The sequence below is a fragment of the Pseudomonas sp. NPDC077408 genome (genome assembly GCF_050269105.1).
In the GTDB taxonomy this organism is placed as follows: domain Bacteria; phylum Pseudomonadota; class Gammaproteobacteria; order Pseudomonadales; family Pseudomonadaceae; genus Stutzerimonas.
Window position 1 is genome coordinate 24,027 of sequence record NZ_JBNNHS010000003.1, and the last position, 19,821, is coordinate 43,847.

Annotated in this window: 19 protein-coding genes; 6 read left to right on the plus strand and 13 right to left on the minus strand. The window is 60.1% G+C overall.

Annotated elements, in window-relative coordinates:
- Window positions 1–158: 158 nt before the first annotated feature.
- The 5 genes from ACQKEK_RS09505 to ACQKEK_RS09525 form a co-directional block, all read right to left on the minus strand.
- Entirely contained in the window at window positions 159–2,216 is a 2,058-nt protein-coding gene (locus tag ACQKEK_RS09505; RefSeq protein ID WP_499142284.1) for an AAA family ATPase, read from the minus strand.
- Between the two features lie 294 nt (window positions 2,217–2,510).
- Window positions 2,511–2,717, minus strand: coding sequence for a hypothetical protein (locus ACQKEK_RS09510; RefSeq protein ID WP_499142285.1), 207 nt, complete (start codon window positions 2,715–2,717; stop codon window positions 2,511–2,513).
- Complete coding sequence (locus ACQKEK_RS09515) at window positions 2,714–2,926, minus strand: helix-turn-helix transcriptional regulator (protein WP_499142287.1); 213 nt, start codon at window positions 2,924–2,926, stop codon at window positions 2,714–2,716. Before ACQKEK_RS09515 ends, ACQKEK_RS09510 begins: the two co-directional genes overlap by 4 nt.
- Window positions 2,927–3,032: 106 nt before the next feature.
- Window positions 3,033–3,854 carry a DUF6387 family protein gene (locus ACQKEK_RS09520; RefSeq protein WP_499142288.1) on the minus strand — a complete coding sequence of 274 codons (822 nt, stop codon included), beginning with the start codon at window positions 3,852–3,854 and terminating at the stop codon, window positions 3,033–3,035.
- Window positions 3,851–5,257, minus strand: coding sequence for a tyrosine-type recombinase/integrase (locus tag ACQKEK_RS09525; RefSeq protein WP_499142290.1), 1,407 nt, complete (start codon window positions 5,255–5,257; stop codon window positions 3,851–3,853). Before ACQKEK_RS09525 ends, ACQKEK_RS09520 begins: the two co-directional genes overlap by 4 nt.
- 408 nt (window positions 5,258–5,665) lie before the next feature.
- On the opposite strand from ACQKEK_RS09525, the gene ACQKEK_RS09530 reads away from it, so the two are divergent.
- On the plus strand, window positions 5,666–5,938 hold the full coding sequence (locus ACQKEK_RS09530; RefSeq protein ID WP_499142292.1) for a DUF1652 domain-containing protein: 273 nt from the start codon (window positions 5,666–5,668) through the stop codon (window positions 5,936–5,938).
- A 118-nt stretch (window positions 5,939–6,056) separates the two neighbouring features.
- Here the strand turns inward: ACQKEK_RS09530 and ACQKEK_RS09535 are convergent, their stop codons facing one another.
- From ACQKEK_RS09535 to ACQKEK_RS09560, 6 genes are all read right to left on the minus strand, one after another.
- The gene (locus tag ACQKEK_RS09535; protein WP_499142293.1) at window positions 6,057–7,070 is read right to left on the minus strand and encodes a peptide ABC transporter ATP-binding protein; all 1,014 of its coding nucleotides are present in this window, start codon (window positions 7,068–7,070) and stop codon (window positions 6,057–6,059) included.
- Window positions 7,060–8,088: an ABC transporter ATP-binding protein gene (locus tag ACQKEK_RS09540; protein WP_045426578.1), complete on the minus strand. Its 1,029-nt coding sequence runs from the start codon at window positions 8,086–8,088 to the stop codon at window positions 7,060–7,062. Before ACQKEK_RS09540 ends, ACQKEK_RS09535 begins: the two co-directional genes overlap by 11 nt.
- A 52-nt stretch (window positions 8,089–8,140) precedes the next feature.
- Entirely contained in the window at window positions 8,141–9,052 is a 912-nt protein-coding gene (locus ACQKEK_RS09545; RefSeq protein ID WP_127839497.1) for an ABC transporter permease subunit, read from the minus strand.
- A gap of 12 nt (window positions 9,053–9,064) precedes the next feature.
- Window positions 9,065–10,075, minus strand: a complete 1,011-nt coding sequence (locus tag ACQKEK_RS09550) for an ABC transporter permease subunit (protein ID WP_045426583.1) — start codon at window positions 10,073–10,075, stop codon at window positions 9,065–9,067.
- Window positions 10,076–10,246: 171 nt separating this feature from the next.
- On the minus strand, window positions 10,247–11,848 hold the full coding sequence (locus tag ACQKEK_RS09555) for an ABC transporter substrate-binding protein (RefSeq protein WP_499142294.1): 1,602 nt from the start codon (window positions 11,846–11,848) through the stop codon (window positions 10,247–10,249).
- Between the two features lie 249 nt (window positions 11,849–12,097).
- The gene (locus tag ACQKEK_RS09560; RefSeq protein WP_499142296.1) at window positions 12,098–12,661 is read right to left on the minus strand and encodes a cupin domain-containing protein; all 564 of its coding nucleotides are present in this window, start codon (window positions 12,659–12,661) and stop codon (window positions 12,098–12,100) included.
- 161 nt (window positions 12,662–12,822) lie between these two features.
- Here ACQKEK_RS09560 and ACQKEK_RS09565 point away from each other — a divergent pair, with 161 nt between their 5' ends.
- From ACQKEK_RS09565 to ACQKEK_RS09575, 3 genes are all read left to right on the plus strand, one after another.
- On the plus strand, window positions 12,823–14,055 hold the full coding sequence (locus ACQKEK_RS09565; RefSeq protein WP_499142298.1) for a M24 family metallopeptidase: 1,233 nt from the start codon (window positions 12,823–12,825) through the stop codon (window positions 14,053–14,055).
- Between the two features lie 114 nt (window positions 14,056–14,169).
- Window positions 14,170–15,075: a drug/metabolite exporter YedA gene (gene yedA / locus ACQKEK_RS09570; RefSeq protein WP_499142300.1), complete on the plus strand. Its 906-nt coding sequence runs from the start codon at window positions 14,170–14,172 to the stop codon at window positions 15,073–15,075.
- A gap of 181 nt (window positions 15,076–15,256) precedes the next feature.
- A complete protein-coding gene (locus tag ACQKEK_RS09575) occupies window positions 15,257–16,441 on the plus strand; it encodes an MFS transporter (RefSeq protein ID WP_128121221.1) in 1,185 nt (394 codons plus the stop codon).
- Window positions 16,442–16,677: 236 nt separating this feature from the next.
- Here ACQKEK_RS09575 and ACQKEK_RS09580 read toward each other — a convergent pair whose 3' ends face one another.
- Window positions 16,678–16,848, minus strand: a complete 171-nt coding sequence (locus ACQKEK_RS09580; protein WP_499142302.1) for a hypothetical protein — start codon at window positions 16,846–16,848, stop codon at window positions 16,678–16,680.
- Window positions 16,849–17,282: 434 nt separating this feature from the next.
- Here ACQKEK_RS09580 and ACQKEK_RS09585 point away from each other — a divergent pair, with 434 nt between their 5' ends.
- Together ACQKEK_RS09585 and ACQKEK_RS09590 are read left to right on the plus strand one after the other, a co-directional pair.
- Entirely contained in the window at window positions 17,283–17,594 is a 312-nt protein-coding gene (locus ACQKEK_RS09585; RefSeq protein WP_499142304.1) for a con-10 family general stress protein, read from the plus strand.
- 285 nt (window positions 17,595–17,879) lie between these two features.
- Complete coding sequence (locus ACQKEK_RS09590) at window positions 17,880–18,485, plus strand: exopolysaccharide biosynthesis protein (RefSeq protein ID WP_499142305.1); 606 nt, start codon at window positions 17,880–17,882, stop codon at window positions 18,483–18,485.
- Window positions 18,486–18,537: 52 nt separating this feature from the next.
- Here the strand turns inward: ACQKEK_RS09590 and ACQKEK_RS09595 are convergent, their stop codons facing one another.
- Complete coding sequence (locus tag ACQKEK_RS09595; RefSeq protein ID WP_499142307.1) at window positions 18,538–19,791, minus strand: cation:proton antiporter domain-containing protein; 1,254 nt, start codon at window positions 19,789–19,791, stop codon at window positions 18,538–18,540.
- Between the last annotated feature and the right edge of the window lie 30 nt (window positions 19,792–19,821).

Genomic DNA, 19,821 nt, shown 5'->3' on the forward strand with positions numbered 1-19,821 from the left:
CGCTTTTTCCACTTTCGTATGGAAGAAAGTGCGCTAGTGCGCCAGTCGTGCGCCAGTCATCCCATATATCAACTAGCGCAGCGCCCCCGAGCGCGCTAGTAGTGCTGGGGGTATGGGGGGTAATAGCAGCGCAGAAAAACAGGATTTTCGGCGGGATTTCAGGTGGTCAGATCGTCCAGGTAGTCAGTCAGCTGGCGCACATCAGCGAGTGTCAGACGCTCTTTCGCTTGCCGTTGGTTGTTTTTATACGGCTCGACGATGACTAGCCCTTTCTGCTTCAGTCGCATCATTGCCGCATCGAAACGGCTTTTGCCTGGTCGCTTCCCCCATTCTGCTGGCGCCCCTTGAAGCCTCATCAGCAGATGACGGGCGGTATGACTCCCGCTTTGTGCTGCAGGGATGTTCTCCCCGGCATCGATCGCCGCGCGCATCAATTGCAGAATGGTTTCCTCCTCCCGCTCGGCAGCAAAGCCGGCGTTTTCGGCAAACCCCTCGATTTGCTCGCACGGCATTGGGACCCCCTCTACAAAGGCCAGCCGGATTTCCCTTTGCAGCTTCAGCCCGAGGTTCATTTTTTCCTGCACCAACGTCAGAACGCCTTCTGCATCCGCAGACATGGCAAGGCGGGAGCGAACAGAGTTGTGCCAGGCCGTGCTTCCGCTGTATCGACTACCTGTCGCACCCGTGCGGACGGATGCCTTATCGACATGCGCAAGCATCAGCAGTGCGGCATCGCACCCCCGAGCCAGGCGCCTTAGTTCGCCGATGAACGCCACCACTTCCTGCCGGTCGTTTTCGTTGCCTGAAAAGGCGTTTGAGGCGTTATCGATCACAATCAAATCGAACGGTTCGGCTCGCGCCTTGCCTTGCAGTGCTGCCAGTACGCTGGTCGGGTATAGCTTGCCGTCCCTGTTTGTCAGCAGGGCGCCCGTTCCGTCCGTTCCGTCGCCAATCAGCACGTTTCTAGTGACCCTCCCGTCCAGGCCGTACGCATGCATCACGCCACGTAATCGCAGGCGGCAAAGGTTGGCGGGGTCTTCCAGGCTGAGAAACAGCACTCGACCGGGTTCGGTCTTGAGTCCGGCCCATTCCCGGCCACATGCCACATGCGCGGCTAGGGTCAGCCCCAGCACCGATTTTCCCGTCCCCCCATCGGCGGCGAAGAGGGTTACTTCGGCCCTTGGTAGTAGCGGCTCGAAGATGAATCGAACCGGGGGAATCTCCGCATCCATTAGGTCCGATAAGTCGACCCATTCCACAGCACAGCCGTCTGCCTTAATCGGCGCGAACCCCTTCGCCCTTGCACCGGCCAGCATCCGTTCCAGTTCGTCGCCGGTAAGCTCATACGCGCGATCGTCACCCCGTGCCGCGGCCACGGCCGGCGCGATAAACTGCCTGAACAGCTCCCGGATGTTGCCCTCTGACATTCCGTCATGCAGCCATTTCCCAACCAGCCCCAAGGCGCTAGCGTGAACATCCACACCGGAACTCAGATTGCCGATGGCGGTTGCCAGGTCCACACGCGAAGGCAGCAGCGCCAGCAGCTCGTCTGTGTCGTCGTCCGTGTCGTCCGCGCTGGTACTAGCACTAGAGCTACCGCCGTAACGGTTTGCCAACTCCCTACCGTAGCGGCGCCCGCTCACCTCAATGATGCGCGTACGCTGGGGATTGTCGGAATCTTTCAAATGTAGGAAGCCCGGCAGCCGTAGGACACGCGTAGCGTCACTACATGCTGGATCTGCACCCCATTCAGCGATAAGCCGGCGCTGTAATGTTGTGAATTCGCTTTTCTCGATACTTCCCGTCAGCCAATAGGCATGTAGCTTACCGGCGCTGCTTTCCACAATCATTGAAGGGGGCATATCGCAGCCGCGCAGCCGCTCAAGGGTGCCAGGTGCCGGCTTGTCGATATCTACGAACAGGGCACGAATGCCGGTTATGTTTTCAGCTTTCCGGCCTTTCCCGTCCGTTGCGTTCACGGTCACGAACACTCCCGCGCCTTGCTGCTGGCGCCGCTGCAACCAATCTGCGTGTTGGGCGAGGTTGCCATGCCGCCAGCCAGCCAGCGCCCGGTCTGTCCCTTTGTCGTCGAACGTTTGGAACGTCACCTGCTCGCCTGGCGCCAGCAAATCTAAAAAGCGTTGGGTGTCGTCCAGGTCGATAGCTGGTGCTGCTGAGCCGATCAGGTCATCGTAAAGTTGTTCGTCAAAGGCCACGGGCGCCCCCTTTTTCTAGACGGCGTGCGGCTTGGAGTGGTCCCCAGCCCGCTTCCATCAAGGCCGCGCCAGCAGCTGTGGAGGTGGCATGGCCGAATATATAACGCGCCAATCTGACGCCTTCTCGCCAGCAGAGTTCTTGTGTGGAAAGCCAAGCTGCAAGTTGCTCCAGAGTTAATGCGTTTCTACCTGCCTGCCGCCGAAAATCTGCCCACGATGCTCGACGTTCCGCACGGGTTTCGGAGCGCTGCTGGCCTATCTGGTGTGGCGCCGCCCCTCTGATTACGCGCCGGCTCATGCAGTCGCCTCCATCTGCTCAGCGATAAGCGCACGGATGGCGGCCAGCTCGGCACGTACAACGCCGATTGCCTCACTGTTCACTTCGGCAGAATGGCTGCCGCCGTCTGGGGCATCGAATTGGGCGGCGAGCAGTAGCAGAACGGCGTCAGCGCGGGCGACGGATATCGAAAGGGCGTCAATGGGGAAACCATGTGGATTCATGCGCGGTCCCCCATCTTTTCAGCGATCCAGGCGTCTACCTCCGCACTGTCCCAGCCGACAGCCCGAAGGCCGATTTTGTGGCCCTTGGGGAACTCGCCTTTTGCAATCAGCCGATAAATCCAGGCGCGGGTAAATCCCGTCATCTGCGTGATTTGCTGGATGCGGTAGATAACCCGCTGGGGGCGTGGTGCGAACCGTGGGGTATTCATTGGGTGCCTTCCTGTTATGCCGGTACTCGGCGGACGACACGCATTTGATACCTCGGTATGGCTTAAAACGAGGGAGCTTTTAGGGCGGGAAAATTCCCCCTTCGCTCTAAGACATCATTCGGGCGCGCATTGCGCGTGCCCAATCCGAGATGTTTTCGGCAGCGTAGGCGCGCAGGGGGGAAAGGTCGATCATCAGGTTTCGAGCCAGGATGGCCAATGTATCGCCGATCCAATCAACGCTCTCACAGCGGGGGCAGCCTTTCGCGCAATGGGGATGAATGGCGTCACGCATTACGTGTTCCGGGATATGCGAGTCAGTTTCCTCACACCAGATTTGAAGATCGATATAGGGAAGTAGTCCATATTCCGCCCATCGGTCTACGGCAGGTCGGTTTCGGGTTGCCGCCGTGGGCGGGGTTATCTCGCGGGCTTTCTCTAGCCATGCGCTGAATGCGGCTTTCAGGGTCTTGTCCGTGGCGCTAAGGTCCACGATGGCGACCGCGGCGGTCCCTTCATCAAGCCAAGCAGGAACCATAATATCGCCAGTCGGTTGTTCCCCGTCCTCGTTTTGCGTAAATGCGCGACCCAGCGCGTCCCATTTCACCGCCTGTTCGTTATCTCTAAGTCGATCCAGTCGCGCCGTCCGCGCCATCGCTTCCCATGTTGCCGACCGCACGGCAGGGCGTGACGCCAGCGTATTGATGATATCCACCGTGCGTCGCGCGGCCTGCAATGGGGCAGCGCGCATGCGTGCAAGCACCTCGCGAGTATGCGCAGGCTCTCCAAGTGGTAGATATGGGACGATATTCACAACGCCCTTGCGTTCTTTAAGGCAGGCCCACCACTCAACGGGGCCAAATTCAGCACAGCCCCGGTATTTCTCCAGAGAGAACCATTCTGGCAGGTCGGCAACGCTGTTGACCTTCACGACTGTACCCCCGCACCAGCGCGCTTGAAGGGCAATATCTTCCCTGCTGGTGCCGTGGTCGCATAGCTGCTCCAGTCATCCATCAAGGCGCGGCGCTTCTCGAATACGTCACCACGCCAATAAGCGGCCTCGGCACCCGATGCAACGGTATGTGCCAGCGCCATTTCGCAGACCTCGCGCGGGTAGTGGGTGCATTCCGCGGCCCAATCACGAAAGGTTGAGCGGAAGCCATGCATGGTCAGATCATCGCGACCCATTCGCCGCAGGCCCATCAGCATGGCCATGTTGGATAAGGGCCGGCCCTTGCGGGCACCTGGGAAGATGAATGGGTTCCCCGGCACACGCGGGAGGCTGTCCAGGAGGCTCAGAGCTGCGTCTGTCAGCGGCACCCGATGTTCACGCCCGGCTTTCATCCGTTCGGCCCGTATGGTCCATGCGCGGGCCTCTTTGTCTATTTCATCCCATGTGGCGCCAAGCACCTCGGACGTACGGCACGCTGTCAGGATGGTCAGCCGCATGGCCTTATGGGTCAGCTCGTCAAAGCTGCTCAGCTCCCGCATGAACTCCGGCAGCTCACCCCACGGCAAAGCCGCGTGATGCTTGCGCGGCTGAACCTTCGACCTATTCGGCAATAGCTTGTCCAAGTGGCCACGCCAGCGTGCCGGGTTCTCGCCATCGCGCAAGCCCCTTGCCTTCGCAGCATCCAGCACCAGCTCGATTCGGTTGCGCAGTCGGCTTGCCGTTTCGGTCTTCTCCGACCAGATCGGTTGCAGGATTTCCAGCACATGCGCGGTGGTGATTTCTTCGGAGGGCAGGTGGCCGATGATCGGTTCAGCGTATGTCTTCAGGGTCTTCTCCCATTGCTGGGCATGCTTGGCGTTCTTCCAGCCGGCCCGGTGCGCCTGGATGTAATCGGCGGCCACTGTGGAGAAGGTCACGGCGCGTGTTGTTGCTCGCTTCAGGGCGGCACGTTCGGCCTCGATACGCCTGCGCTCGCGTTCCTGATCGGCAGCGCGTGCGGCCAGGGGATCAATTCCGACCTTCGTCATCGTCCGAGCCTGGGCAGCCTTCGCGCGGGCATCAGCCAGCCCTGTCTCCGGGTAGCGTCCGAGCCCCATCGTCCGTGCCTTGCGGGCCACGGTGTAGCGGAAGACCCAACTGGTGCCCCCGGTTTTGCTGATCTGGAAGTACAGCCCGTCGCCGTCGCCGGTCAATCCGGGTATTGCAGCTTTCACCAGACTTTCCACCAGTCGAACCGTTAATTTCGCCATGTCTCCCCCGACCCACACCGTTCTGACCCACAAGCTGACCCACAAGGCGGCTTGACGCTCTCCGTAGAGTGTCAGTTGCTTTAGGTTTACAATGGTACGCTGTAAGCCCCGCGACATATAGGCTTCGGCCAATCTTTGGTTTATTTCAGGGGGCGGCGGGAAACTTAGAAAATGCGGACACCTCCTCCGCCATATCGAAAGCTGAAGGCCCCGTATTCCGGGGCCTTCAGCGTTTCTGGACTAAGGACGTGCGGGCATGAGCGTTCCCATATTGTTCCCAAGGGAGCGAGTGCGGCAGCGCGAAGTCGTCCTCAGACGCCAGTTCCGCGATTTTCGCCGGTCCCAGCTAGGTTGTTTGGAGATGGCGAGCGATGATGCGCTGGGTGACTCCAGCACGTGGGCTGATTGGAGCGAGCTTGTGGCTTCTACCCAGCGATGGACGTAACTCCGTGCTTAAAGGTGAGGTAGTTGGCGTTTCTTTAGCGTGCGGTGGGTGCGCTTGGTAACTAAAATCTCCGCTCGGACAAAAGGAATTGTCAGATGATCCGGATTAGGCTGCCCGAGGCTTTGGCACTCGTGCGGGAACACTTCAGGCCGCTGTTGTTCACGGCCACAATGGATTCTCCTCAGACCATCCAGGCGATGCTGCTGGATGAGGTGACCGGGGAGTCGTTGGTCTTGACCGGGCTCCCGTGTGGCGTATCGGTTACGCGAGCGCAATTGGCAGGGTTGATTAGCGTGATCGAACTCGACGTCAGTGCACTACGGCCGGCTCTGCTCGAGCGCTTGAGAGAACGACAGATCGCCATTTAGCTGAACGTTTGCCTATGCGCGAATTTCACCGGCTCTGCCACTTTTCAAGTAAAAGGCCCCATGTTTTGGGGCCTTTTTTCGTTTGAGTTCATGAAGCAACCCGCGGGCCTGACTCGCCTCAGGCTACCGAAGCGGTCTGGGGGGCCGAGCCCACCTCCTCGGCGTAGTGGCAGGCCACCAGCCTGTCGTCCAAAGGGCGGAATGCCGGGACTTCTGAACTGCAGCGTTCGGTGGCGTGAGGGCAGCGGGTGTGGAAAACGCAGCCGGTAGGTGGGTCGAGCGGGTTGGGCAATTCGCCGCTGACCTTGATTTTCGGCTTCGTCGAGTCAGGCCGAATGCTTGGCGTCGCGGCCAGCAGCACCTGAGTGTAAGGGTGTAGCGGGCGGGTGTAGATCAGCTCGGCTGGCCCCATTTCCATCGGGCTGCCGAAATACATCACCAGTACCTTATCGGCCACATGACGGACTACAGCCAGGTCATGGGAAATGAAGACGTAGCCGGCGTTGAACTGCTCCTGCAGATCCATGAAGAGGTTCAGTACCTGCGCCTGAATCGACACATCCAGCGCCGAAGTCGGCTCATCGGCAATCAGCACCTTCGGATTGAGCATCATGGCCCGCGCAAGGGCGATGCGCTGGCGCTGGCCGCCGGAGAACATATGCGGATAGCGCTGGTAGTGCTCGGGACGCAGCCCGACCTGCTGCATCATCGCCTGCACGCGCTCCCGGCGTTCGCTGCGTGACAGCCCGGTATTGATAACAAGCGGTTCAGCCAACTGGTCGCCGATCTTCTGTCTTGGGTTCAACGAGGCGTAGGGATTCTGGAACACCATCTGCACGTCGCGGCGTAGCTGTTTGCGTTGAGCCTTGTCTGCGCCTGCCACTTCCTGCCCGGCAATCTGCAGCGATCCGGACGTCGGCTCCTCGATGAGTGTCAAAGCCCGTGCAAGCGTGGACTTGCCGCAGCCGGATTCGCCCACCACCGCAAGCGTTTCGCCGGACGCCAGTTCGAAGGACACGCCGTTGAGCGCGCGTACGGTGGCGTGTGGTTTGAACAGCCCACGTGAGATTTGGTAGTGGCGGGTCAGCTCGCGTGCGGACAGCACGCTGCCTGTCGACGGCTCAGTAGACATGGTGTTCTCCGGGTGGCTGGCTAGGACGTTGCGACTCCGGCAGCACTTCAGGTGCTTCGCCAGGTGTCATGTTGCGCGGGTAAAAGCAGCGCACCTCGCCGCGGTCGTAGGGTTCCAGTGCCGGTCGTTCTCCGCAGCGTGGTTGAGCGTAAGGGCAACGTGGCGAGAGCAGGCAGCCCGCCGGGCGGTCGTATCGACCCGGAACGATGCCCGGCAAGGTCGCAAGACGCCGGCTGTTCGAATGTTCTGGTATGGAGGCGAGCAACGCTTCGGTGTACGGATGAGCGGGTGCGTCGAACAGCTCTGGTACGCGCCCGGTCTCGACCGCTTGGCCCGCATACATCACACAGACGCGCTGAGCGGTTTCGGCTACCACGGCCAGGTCGTGAGTGATCAGGATGAGTGCCATGTTCTGGTCGCGCTGCAAGCTCAGCAGCAGATCCATGATTTGTGCCTGGATGGTCACGTCCAGCGCTGTGGTCGGCTCGTCGGCGATCAGCAGCTGTGGCTCGCCTGCGATAGCCATGGCGATAGCCACCCGCTGGCTCATGCCGCCGGACAGCTGATGGGGGTAGGCGTCCAGACGGCTGGCGGCGCCTGGGATTTCAACCCGCTCGAGCAGCTCGAGCGCGCGCTGCCGAGCGGCTTTGCCCTTGAGGCCCAGATGCTGTCGCAGCACCTCTTCAATCTGGAAACCCACGGTATAGCTTGGATTGAGCGCGGTCATCGGGTCCTGAAAGACCATGGCCAAATCCTTACCGATCACTCGACGGCGCTGGCGCCCCTTGAGAGTCAACAAATCCTGGCCGGCGAATTGGAGGCGATCAGCCGCCACTTTGCCCGGCGCATCGACCAGCCCCATCAAGGCCATCATCGTGACTGACTTGCCAGAGCCGGACTCACCGACGATGGCCAGCACTTCACCTTTGTCGACGCTGAGGTCTAGCCCGTCCACCACAGGTGGCGCGCCGTCGTCTCCAAAGCGCACAGACAGGTTTTGAATCTCGAGGAGGCTCATCGGCGGTTGTCCCTTGTGTTCGTAAGTTCTGAACGAAGCATCTGTGGACTCCTCATGCGGCATTCTTGAGCTTGGGATCAAGCGCATCGCGCAGGCCGTCGCCGAACAGGTTGATCGCCAGAACGCTGAGCAGAATCGCCAAGCCAGGAAGGGATACGACCCACCAGGCGCGCTCGATGTAATCGCGTGCCGAGGCCAGCATCGTGCCCCACTCGGGTGTAGGCGGCTGAACGCCAAGGCCGAGAAAGCCCAGCGCGGCGGCGTCGAGAATCGCCGAGGAAAAGCTCAGCGTGGCCTGGACGATCAGCGGCGCCATACAGTTCGGCAGTACGCTGATGAACATCAGCCGCAAGGTGCCGGCGCCAGCGAGTTTCGAGGCTGTCACGTAGTCGCGGTTGAGCTCGGTCATCACCGCCGCCCGGGTCAGGCGCACGTAAGAGGGCAGGGACACGATGGCGATGGCGAAGATGGTATTGATCAGACCTGGGCCGAGGATCGCCACGATCGCTACCGCCAGCAGTAGCGAGGGCAGGGCCAGCATGATGTCCATCAAGCGCATGATGAACGGCCCCAGCCGAGTAGGCGAAAAGCCTGCCAGCAGGCCGAGCAGGATGCCGGGCAGCAGTGAAAAGACGACCGAAGCGAGGCCGATCAGCAGCGACAGCCGCGCCCCGTGGATCAGCCGCGAAAGCATGTCCCGCCCGAGCTCGTCGGTGCCAAGTATGAATTGCGCCGTCCCGCCTTCCTGCCATGCCGGCGGGGTGAGCAAAAAGTCGCGGAATTGTTCGCTGGGGTTATAGGGTGCCAAAGCCGGTGCGAACAGGGCGCAGGCAACCAGCAACACCATGTAGATCAGGCCGCCGAGTGCGCCCTTGTTGCGGCGAAAGGCACTCCAGAACTCCCGAAGGGGTGACGGGTAATAAGCAGTCGGTTCGGCGGCCGGTAGGGTCTCAATGCTGTTCATGCTTCGGCCTCCTCAGCGCTGGTGGCGAATACGGGGGTTGGCCAGGCCGTAGAGGATGTCCACGGTGAAATTGACCAGGATGACGAGGCAGGCGACCAGCAAGATGCCGTTCTGCACTACTGGGTAGTCGCGAGCGCCGATGGATTCGATCAGCCACTTGCCGATGCCCGGCCAGGAGAAAATCGTCTCGGTCAGTACGGCTCCGGCCAGCAGGGTGCCGATCTGCAAGCCGAACACGGTCAGGACGGGGATCAGCGCGTTGCGCAGCCCATGAACGAACACCACTCGGTTCGGCGATAAACCTTTCGCCCGAGCCGTGCGGACATAATCTTCGCGCAGCACTTCCAGCATCGCGGAGCGCGTCATGCGGGCGATGACCGCCAGGGGAATCGTCGCCAGCACCACAGCCGGGAGAATCATGTGGTGAAGAGCATCCAGAAATGCGCCTTCTTCTTCGCTGAGCAGGGTGTCGATCAGCATGAAGCCGGTGACGGGCGGTACGTCGTAGAGCAGGTCGATTCGTCCGGAAACGGGCGTCCAGCCAAGGCCTACGGAGAAAAACATGATGAGAATCAGCCCCCACCAGAAGATCGGCATTGAGTAACCCACCAGCGAAACGCCCATGACGCCATGGTCGAACAGCGAGCCGCGTTTAAGTGCTGCGACCACGCCAGCCAGCAGGCCCAGGGTGCCGGCGATGATCAGTGCCGCGAAGGCAAGCTCAAGGGTGGCGGGAAACAGGGTAGTGAACTCTTTCCAGACGCTGGTGCGTGTACGCAGCGACTCGCCGAGATCGCCCTGCGCCAGATTGCCGATGTAATCGAAATACTGCAGGTAGAGCGGCTTGTTCAGACCCAGCCGCTCCATGGCCTGGGCATGCATCTCCGGATCGACTTTCCGCTCTCCCATCATCACTTCCACCGGATCCCCGGGGATCATGCGAATCAGGGCAAAGGTGAGTAGCGTGATGCCGAAAAAGGTGGGTATCAGCAGACCCACGCGGCGGGCTATGAAGCTGAACATTGCAGAACTCCTGGTAAAACTATGGCTACGCAACAGCACAGCCTCGATCGCCGTACTCAAGTTCGCGACTATCGTTGGGCTGATGACGCTTGGCTGTGCGGACCGGCAGTCAAAAAGCGTGCAAAGGAGGTCAGCCAGACCTGCCCGAGAGCAGGCCTGGCTTCGCTACTATCAACGCTTGTTTTCTACGCCATAGAAGGAGTTGCGCCCGAAGGGGCTGATTTCGAAGCCCTCGACGCTGTTGCGCATCGGTTGGTAGACAGTGGAGTGGGCGATCGGCGTGATGGGCACCTGCTCCTGAATGATCTGCTGCGCCTGCTCATACAGCTTGGTACGTTCAGCCTGATCCGTAATGCGCTTGGCATCCTTGACCACTTTGTCGTATGTCGCGTCGCACCATCTGGACCAGTTGTTGCCATTCACCGCATCACAGCCGTACAGCGTGTTCATCCAGTTGTCTGGGTCACCATTGTCCCCAGTCCAGCCTATCAGCATGGCGTCATGCTCCCCCGCATGGCCGCGCTTGATGTATTCGCCCCACTCGTAGCTCACGATGCGTGCCTTGATCCCGATCTTGGCCCAGTCAGCCTGGATCATTTGCGCCATCAGCTTGGCGTTGGGGTTGTAGGGGCGCTGCACCGGCATTGCCCACAGGGTGATTTCGGTGCCTTCCTTGACGCCTGCCTGTTTAAGCAATTCGCGCGCTTTTTCCGGGTTGTATTCGGTGCCCCTGATGCTCTCGTCGTAAGACCACTGAGTGGGCGGAAGGGCGTTCACAGCCAATTGGCCGGCCCCCTGATAGACGGCCTCGATGATGGATTTCTTGTCGACGGCCATGTCCAACGCCTTGCGCACCTCAAGCTTGCCGAGTGGCTCGTGCTCAACGTTGTAGGCGATGTAACCGAGGTTAAAGCCCGGTTGGCTCGGTACCTTGATGTTGGTATCTTTCTGCAACGCTTCGATGTCCGCCGGGCGAGGGTTGAGCGTGACCTGGCATTCCCCGGCACGAAGCTTCTGCGCACGGACCGAGGCGTCGGTAGTGATCGCGAAAATCAAGTTATCGATCTTCACGTCTTCGGGTTTCCAGTATTCCTTGTTGCCCTTGAAGCGGATCTGAGCGTCTTTCTGGTAGCGGCTGAATACGAACGGCCCAGTGCCAATCGGCTTCTGGTTGATCTGTTCACTGTTGCCGGCTTGGAGCAACTGATCGGCATATTCAGCTGAATGGATCGCGGCAAAGTTCATCGCGAGGTTCTGTATGAAGGCGGCATCTACTTTGTCGAGGGTAAAGCGGACCGTCATGTCGTCGAGCTTCTCGACCTTGGTGATGTTCTTGTCCATGCCCATGTCGACGAAATAGGGGAACTCGCTGGCGTACGCCTTGCGGAACGGATGCTCCTTGTCGAGCATGCGCTGGAAAGTAAAGAGGACGTCGTCGGCATTGAACTCGCGGCTGGGCTTGAAGTAGTCAGTGGTATGAAACTTGACCCCGGGACGCAGATGGAACGTATAGGTGAGGCCGTCATCGCTGACCTCCCATTTGGTCGCCAGCGCGGGGAGGGCGCGAGTGCCGCCTCGTTCGAATTGGGCGAGACGGTTGAATACAGTTTCCGAGGCGGCGTCGAAGTCAGTACCGGTGGTGTACTGACCAGGATCGAAACCGGCGGGGCTGCCCTCGGAGCAGTACACCAGGCTGCTGGCGGCGTAGCTGAGGGGCGAGCCGAGGATCAGTCCCGCGGCGAGCAATGCTCGGATGGAGAGAGTGTTTCGCATGCAAACCTCATTCTTTTTTATGTTCATCGAGGGTTGGTCTCGTGGACCGAACAGTGGCTCACTGCACGCCGGTGTCGCCGTGGGGGGTCGCCCGCTCGGCGCAGAACACTGTTGGCGGCTGCGTCTTAAGATCACAGCCTAGCCTGCCTCGAAATTAAGTCATGCTGAAAACCCGGTCAACAGAAATTAAGCGCTGCTAAATTTCGTTGGCGAGCTTCAGGTATCGAGATCAAGCAATAGCGGTGCCAGCTAGCGGGTGGTCAAATCGTCGAACAGGCCCATGGTCGTTACGGTGAGCACTTCGGCCGGTTGATCGCCTACGTTGGCTAGGTGGTGAGGCTTGCCCGCATCGAAATGTATGGAGTCGCCGCTGGCCAACGGATAGTCGCGGCCATCGACGGTGTAGACGATCCGTCCGGAGAGGACATAGGCGAATTCGGCGCCTTCGTGGGCAATGAGTTCGGACTGGTAACCCACTGGCATGCTGACCTTGACGGCGTTAAGCAGATTGCCTGGAAAGCTTGTAGACAGGCGCTCGTACGCCAGCGGCTGGCCTTCGATGGTGTAACGAACTCGTTCGCCCTGGTGGGAATCGGGCTGCGGTTGGCTGGGCTGATCAAACAGCGAATTGAGCGGCACGCCGAGCGATTTTGCGATGTTCGCCAGCGACGAAATCGAGACACCCGTAAGGTTACGTTCGGCCTGGGACAGGAAGCTCGCCGTCAGCCCCGACTCCTTGGCTACCTGGTTCAGGGTCTTGTTCGCGGCACGCCTGTGACGACGCAATCGCTCGCCGATACGGTCGACTGTCATGAAATTCGCCTTGTGAAAGTGGCCAGTATACGGCCAGCGGGACAGGCTCGCGCCAGCCTTGATTTTGGCTTTTTCACGGCACAGCAGAAAAAAGCTTTGCCAGAAAAATTAAGCTGTACTTAAATTCGGCCAACATTTTCGGTTGGTTTCGGAGAACAGGCATGACCATCGGTGTCGGCGGCAGCACGCAGGAAGAGGCGCTTGGGCGCTTGCGCAACATGCTGGATGGCGTCGAGCCGATAGTGCAAGACGAGTACCTGGACCGTATCGACAAGGCACAGCGGCGCATGAGGCAGCTTGGCATCGACGCCGTTTTTCTCAGCGCGGGCGCCAACCTTGAATACTTCACCGGCGTGCGCTGGAGCCCGAGCGAGCGCATGGTTGGTGCAGTGCTGCCCGCGAGTGGTGCGTTGCAGTACCTGGCACCTGCGTTTGAAGAAGGTACGATTCGCGACTTCATGGTGGTAGATGGTGCAGTCAACGGGTGGCAGGAGCATGAAAGCCCCTATCGTTTGTTGCTCGACTGTTTGCAGCGCATGGGCATCCAGCCAAACACCAGTCTTCGCCCATGCATTGGTCTTTGCCCGTCTTTGCCGTTCTTCATGTTCGACGGCCTGCGCTTGCTGGATCCAGGCTACGCCTTCACCGATGCGAGTGTCGTGACAAGCTATTGCCGGCAGCGTAAATCGAGTGCTGAGATCGCCTTGATGCAACGGGCCAAGGACATGACGCTGGAAGTGCACAAAGCGGCGGCGAGCATCCTGCACGAGGGCATCAGCACCACCGAAATGGTCCGGTTCATCGAGCTGGCGCACCGGGCAGTCGGTGCGCCAGGGTCAACCTTCTGCATCGTGCTGTTCGGCGAAGCGAGTGCATTTCCCCATGGTGTGAAGTATCCGCAGACGCTCAAGCACGGTGACATGGTCCTGATCGACACGGGCTGTCGTGTGCACAGTTACCTGTCGGACATCACGCGCAGTTACGTCTTCGGCGAGCCGAGCGAACACCAGCGAGCATTGTGGACCTTCGAAAAGGACGCACAGTTGGCCGCGTTTGCGGCGGCCCGCCTGGGTGCGCGCTGTGAAGAAGTGGACGAGGCGGCGCGAGGCGCGCTCGAAGCCTGCGGCCTCGGTCCCGATTACCAATTGCCGGGGCTCCCTCATCGCACCGGTCACGGAATCGGGCTGGAAATCCATGAAAGCCCCTATCTGGTCCGCGGCGACCAGACACCCATCGATGTCGGCATGTGTTTCAGCAATGAACCGATGATCTGCGTGCCCGGTGAGTTCGGCATTCGCCTGGAGGACCACTTCTACATGAGCGAGAGCGGACCGCGCTGGTTCACCGAGCCGAGCCACAGCATTGATGATCCCTTCGGCCTCAATAATGGCTAAGCGGTGAGGCGGTGCGCCTAACTGCACCGCTAAACAAATGGCTGACTGTGCTTATTCTTGGCTAAGCGGGCTATCTAGAATGGTCGATCCCACCACCCGCTTGGGCCTCACGTCATGTCTTCGCGCCGCTTTCCGCTGCTGCTCGTGGGCGCTTTTGCCGCCCTGTATCTGATCTGGGGCTCAACCTATTTCGTGATTCGCATCGGCGTTCAGTCCTGGCCGCCAATGTTGTTGGCCGGGCTGCGTTTCGTGATTGCCGGCAGTCTGATGTTCGTCTGGTTGCGCTGGCGCGGCGTACCTCTTCCGACGGCGAAGGAGTGGCGCTCGTGCGCAATCGTCGGCGTTCTTCTGCTCAGTTGCGGGAATGGCGGTGTGACAGTTGCCGAGCATCTCGGTGTTGCATCGGCGGTGGCGGCGCTCGCAATCGCAACGGTACCCCTGTTCGCACTGCTGTTCGGCTTGATCTGGGGCCAACGAACCACGGGTCTGGAGTGGGGCGGGATCCTGCTGGGGCTGATCGGCATCGGCTTGCTCAATCTTGGACACAACCTTCAGGCCAGCCCTCTGGGCGCGGTGATCGTGTTGCTCGCAGCGGCGAGCTGGGCGTTCGGTTCGATGTGGAGTCGCCACCTCAGCCTGCCGAACGGTGCAATGGCGAGTGCAGCACAGATGCTCGTCGGTGGCGCTGTGTTGTTGTTCGGCAGCCTGGTAAGCGGCGAACGCCTGCAGCAGATGCCAGACATGGGCGGCTGGCTTGCGTTGATCTACTTGACGTTTCTCGGGTCCATCGTCGCGTTCAGCGCCTACCTGTATCTGCTCAAGCATGTGCGACCGGCAGCGGCGACCAGTTACGCCTATGTAAATCCGGTGGTGGCGGTACTGCTGGGTATCACGTTTGCCGGTGAGCGCATCGGGCCTGAAGAGTGGTTGGCGATGACGGTTATCGTCAGCGCGGTAATCCTGATCGGTTTGCCCCAATGGCGCCGGCCGAAGGCCATAGCTGTGGCGAGCGAGACCTGAATCGAGCACGCCGTCGGCCTGACGGTGGTTGTATGATGACTTGCGCTTGGGCAAGATCGGACCAATCATCCAGCGGTCCTAACCCCGGACGACCGGCGCGCTACCTCGGCGCTCCATAGGCGCCGGGGTCGGTTTGGCCCGCCGTGTCATCTTCCTTCAGCTCATCCCAACAGGCGATCCGATGCCCGCTGCGAAACCTTCTGCCAACGACACCTTCTTCATCCTGTCTCTGGTGGTGTTCAACTTCATCTCGTTCATTTCCATCGGCATCCCGTTGGCGTCGCTGCCGGGCTACATCCATGAAAATCTCGGCTTCAGCACTGCTATCGCCGGCATCGTGATCGGTGCGCAGTACCTGACCACCTTGCTTTGCCGCCCGCTTGCCGGACGGTTGGCGGACGAGCGCGGGGCGAAGAAAACCGTATTGATCGGCATGGCGTCCGGGTTGCTGAGTGGTCTGTTGCTGCTCGCCTCGGCGTTGCTGGAATCCTGGCCGATGGCAAGCATCGCCGTGATGGTCGGCAGCCGGTTGATTCTCGGGTTTGCGCAGAGCCTGATCGGCATATCGGCGATCAGCTGGGGCATCAGCCGACTGGGCGCGGAAAGCACAGCGCGAATGATCTCCTGGAATGGCGTGGCGGCTTACGGCGGCGTCGGGATCGGCGCACCGCTTGGTGTCTTTCTCACTCAATCCTTGGGTCTGTGGAGCCTGGGTGTCGTGACGATGGCGCTTGCCTCGACGGGCCTCGCATTGGCTTGGCGGCGTGGTGATGCACCGCTGAACCCGGGCAAGCGCTTGCCGTTCGGCAAAGTCCTGTGGAAGGTCGCACCGCCTGGTATCAGCCTGGCGTTGGCCACCATTGGCTACGGCACGCTGACCGCTTTCATCGCGCTGTATTACAACGCCCGCGGTTGGGATGGCGCGGCCTGGTGCCTCACGGCCTTTGCGTTTGCCTTTATCGGGACGCGGTTGTTGTGTCCGAACCTCATCAACCGCGTCGGCGGTTATTCGGTGGCGATGGTGTGCCTGGTGGTGGAGATTTTCGGGCTCTTGTTGCTCTGGCTTGCGGAGGCGCCCAGCTTTGCCCTGGCAGGCTCCGCGCTAACGGGCTGCGGGCTGTCCTTGCTCTATCCCGCGCTGGGGGTTGGCGTAGTGTCACGCGTGGGAACGGCCAATCGCAGCTCGGGCCTCAGCGTGTTCGCCATGTTCTTCGACCTGTCGCTGGGGCTGTCCGGCGCGATCATGGGCGTGCTAGCGGCTTACATCGGCATGCAGAGCATCTTTCTTGGCGCTGCGGTGGTGGCAGTCGGGGCGCTCGGGATCGTCTGGCTTTTGCTCCGTCAGGAGCGCGCCACTCAGTCGTGAGTGATGACCAAACCGCTGCAGAAGCTTTCTGCTCGCTTCGGCGGTACAGGCTCGATTGAGGGTTCTGGTCGCGTCGTATCTGAACGAGGGAGCAAATAGCTTTCGACCTCACCCGTCATCTGAGAGGGCGGGCGTACTGTTAAACCTGCGCGCCTGCGGGCTCAAGGCTGAGCCCGGTTCTGTTTGTTCTGTTGCGACGTGAGGGCGACGTACGGGGCATGCCGGCTAGACGATGCTTATCGGCCGGCCGTGCAGAACTCGAGGTCCATTGACGCACGCCTCGCCAGTGCCGCCGCGCTCGGGCGATAGTCTGTCTTACAGCGCCGCAGCTGCCTCCAGAACTCAAGCGGCTGCTTGGGGTTGAGGTCGGATCGCTTGACCAGGGTTTCCAGAGTTTTGCTGCTCATGTGGCCTCCAATGTCTCGGTCGAGTGGTTGGTGGTCCTGAAAAAGGTCGCATCCTTGCGCCAGCCGTCGCGGCTTTCCATGGCTCCGAGACTGCCCGGATTCGGTTACAGGTTGTTGACAAATCCCGCCCGTTTCGCCGCGCCGATGAACGGCGTTTTCGGATCGCATGCCTTGATCGCTGGTGATCGTAAAGTGTGGAAAAGTATATATAGCGGTGTAACTGGCGCGGATGGGGCATTTAGCGTTTCGTTGCTATCTAAATGCAATTATGTATTGTCCATCTGTTGCGCTTGTAATGGCAGTTTGAACTGTGCGCCGTTCATCGAGATATGGTTTTTTTTTAGAACTCTTGGGCCGCTCTTGTCCTCCGAGATAGTGAGGCGGCTGCAGAGCGGTCGCCATTTTAAGTACCACCAAGTAACTGGAGTAATCTCATGTCGAACGATAAGAGCGGAAATCCGGGTAACTTTGCAAACGACCGCGAAAAGGCCTCCGAAGCTGGGCAAAAAGGCGGTCACAACAGCGGCGGCAACTTTGCCAACGATCCGCAGCGCGCCTCCGAAGCCGGCCAGAAGGGCGGCCAGAACAGCGGCGGCAACTTCGCTAACGACCGCGAGAAAGCTTCTGAAGCCGGCCAGAAAGGCGGCCAGAACAGCGGTGGCAACTTTGCCAACGACCGTGAGAAGGCCTCTGAAGCCGGTAAGAAAGGCGGCGAGAACAGCCACGGCGGCGGCCGCAATTCGTAATACGTTAATGCATTATTGCTAACGTAAGCGAACATAAGCGGAACTTGCTTAGCAAGTTCCGCTTTTTTATGCCGTTTGATTGAGCAGCACGGTAATGATGGTATAGGTCGCATGGTTGTAAGTTGTACAAGTTTGGTGCAACAAAGCTGTGACTGTTATTTGCTGTTTCGTGATCACGAATAACTTGCTGTAGCTCATCAGAGGATTATGTCAGCGGAACAGTGCTTTAGGTGTCGCAGCGGCATTCTGCCGTATCCACAGCCCTACTGCGACGAGGAGGACCGCATGACTGAGACTAACAAGCGCGAACACGAACATGACTGTCTTGAACAAGTGATCGACGGTGTCGTCGAGTTAGGCGATAACCAATCTAAGGTATCGGTTGGTGACATTCAGAACAAAATCGGTCAGCGCAGTTTCGGGCCGTTCCTGTTCGTTCCTGCAATCATCGAGATCAGCCCGGTCGGCGGTATCCCCGGCGTGCCGAGCATGCTCGCACTGATCGTCGCGTTGTTCGCCATCCAGATGTTGTTTGGTCGGCATCATTTCTGGATGCCCGGATTTCTCGCGCATCGCTCGGTCAGCGGTCAGAAGCTTGAGAAGGGTCTGAACAAAATCCGTCCGGTTGTGCGCTGGCTGGACAAAGTGAGCAACAAGCGTTTGGACTGGGCCACCAGCAACAGCTTTCTACGAGTGATTGCGGTGCTCTGCGTCGTGCTTGCGACCTCGGTGCCTCCGCTTGAACTGTTGCCCTTCGCCAGCACCGCGCCGTTCTCGGCCATCTGCCTGTTCGGTCTGGGTATCACCACCCGAGACGGAGCAGCCATCGTTCTCGGGCTGACAGTGGCTGTCGGCGCCTTCGTGCTTGCGGGAATGGGGCTGATTGGCTGATTGCCTCGCCCCAACGCGGTCCGCCCGTTTCCGAACTATTGGCTCAGCCAGACTACTCGTCCAGGTGAGCGCTGCCTCGCGGCGCTGCGCCGGGATGGCGTGAATACAGGCGCGACAGCGGTGCCGCGGACACGCCGTGAATCATTATCGATGCGAAGATCAACGCGCTCGCCGCATGCCAATAGAGCGGATCGTGCAGATGGCTATGGGCGAGCGCGGCGTAGTAGATCGCGGCGATACCCAGCGGGCCGAACCAGCCGAGGTAGAGCGAGTCGCGGGAATTGAGCGAATGGCGCCAGGTGCTGGACATCACCATTACCACCGGAGGCCTGCGCAACAGCAGAACCAGCCACGCAAGCGCCACCAGCGGCCATCCCAGCGCTACCCACTCGTGCAAGGGAAGGGCGATGCCGAAGATCACAAACATCGGTAGCGTGAATAGCTTTGCCACTGCTTCCTGGATGTTTTCTTCTTCCTGCTCTTCGTGCTTCTCGCTGAAGAGGTTAAACGCCAGCCCCGCTGCGAATACCGCCAGCACGCCATCTGTCTGCAGTAGCTTGGCGAGTCCCAGCGTCAATAGCGAGAACGCCACGGTGTAGCCCAGCAGAGAGGAACTGGCTACCAGCTTCTTGCGCTCTGCAAAGGCCAGCAGTTTGGCTGCTGCGAAACCCACGATTGAGCCCATCAGCGCGGCACCGCCGATGCCGATCAGTACCGACTCGATGAGCCAGCGCGACCAGGCCTGATCAGGCGAATGGCTGAGCATAAGAATTGGCAGCATGACGAAGGCGTAGGCCAGGCCGTCATTGGCTCCGGATTCCGCCGACAGGGTGTCGCGCAGCCGCAAGGGGAGGTGCTGTTTTGCGAACTTGCCGGTCACGATCGAGCTGGCGACTACCGGGTCGGTGGGTGTGACCACTGCACCCAGCAGCAGGGCTGCCCATAGCGACAACCCCAGCAGCCAACCGGCCAACAAGGATGACACCAGCCACATACCGAGCATGACGAAGATCAGCAAGAGCATGACGGGCTTGAGGATGGCCTTGAGCGCCGCACGCTGCAGGCGCAGTGCAACGCCCATCAGCCCGATTGCCAGCGTCAGCCGCGCCGCTTGCTCGAGAATGCTGAACGTCTCGCCCCAGCGTGCAAGATCGAGCCAACTCAAGCCATATGGACCGACAGCAAGGCCGACCAGCACGGCGAGCGCCGGCTCGGATACAGGGCTACGCTTGATCAGCGCCGACAGCAAGGCAATACAGACGGCAACGCCGCCCATGATGGCAAGTGCAATGTTCAGCTGGGACATGAAGGCTCCGAGTTCGCAGTACTTCTACTG